Source organism: Helicobacter vulpis, from assembly GCF_003660395.1.
GTDB classification, from domain to species: Bacteria; Campylobacterota; Campylobacteria; order Campylobacterales; family Helicobacteraceae; genus Helicobacter; species Helicobacter vulpis.
Genome location: NZ_QXQT01000071.1, coordinates 1 through 845, shown reverse-complemented (window position 1 = coordinate 845; position 845 = coordinate 1). Strand labels below are relative to the sequence as shown.

General features: G+C 44.1%; 1 protein-coding gene. It reads right to left on the bottom strand.

The window, feature by feature from the left end; all coding sequences use genetic code 11:
* Positions 1 to 164 precede the first annotated feature (164 nt).
* On the bottom strand, positions 165 to 845 hold a 681-nt coding region (locus EAO38_RS08590), incomplete at its 5' end, for a hypothetical protein (RefSeq protein ID WP_162982759.1).

Below are 845 nucleotides of genomic sequence, written 5' to 3'. Positions count from 1 at the left end.
GCAATACTTCTTATTAGTCCCGGCATTGCGCGCGTTCAAGCTTTTTACCCCCCCGCTACAATAGGGCGGGTCCATACACACACAATCTATACAAGCATCCGGCAAGCCCTGCATAAAGCCTAACGCGTCCGCCTGAAAGACTTGGTTAAGGTAAGGGGTGAGCATCACTCACGCTCCATGGGGGTATCTTTGGGCCACTCTTTAGGCCACTGCTCAGGCCATGGGATTTCTGAAAAGGGCGTTATGTTTAGGCCCTGCATTTTGGCTGTCCAAATAGCGTGCTCCTCTTCTGCATTTTTAGCAACAGGGTCCCTGCCCAAGATGATATGTCTAACTAATCTCTGCAAAACTTGCTTTTCTGTAGCCTTCAAAAGATAGAAACTTTCTTTTTCTCTCGCCCTCGCATGCGCAAAATAATACCACTCCCCATTAACCTTTTTGTAGAACTCAAGCCCGTGGAAACTTTGCAACACATAGTCGGGTTTTTCTACAATTTGTTTTAAAAGGGGCACATCCTCCTTTTTAAAAAGAGGCTCTAGCCCATGGCTGAGTTTCTCAAAGCTATAATTTAAATCTAGGTTGTGGATTTTGCCCACTTCTTCTATTTGCGCCTTTAATTCTTTAGGGAAGTTGAAGTTAAAGATGTCATCGTCTTTAAAGTCAAAATGCTTTTTAAAAACCTTTTTAAGTTCTAAACTCTTTTGCCCTTCTTCTTGCTGGCGCTCTTGGGCGGCTCTTTTCATCGCTTCTTCAAGGCGTTTATTTATTTGCTCTTCTTCTTCTGGGGTCATCTCGGGTTTCTTTTCTTTGGGTTTTGCGCGCTTTTTAAGGGGGGGTTTGGTAGA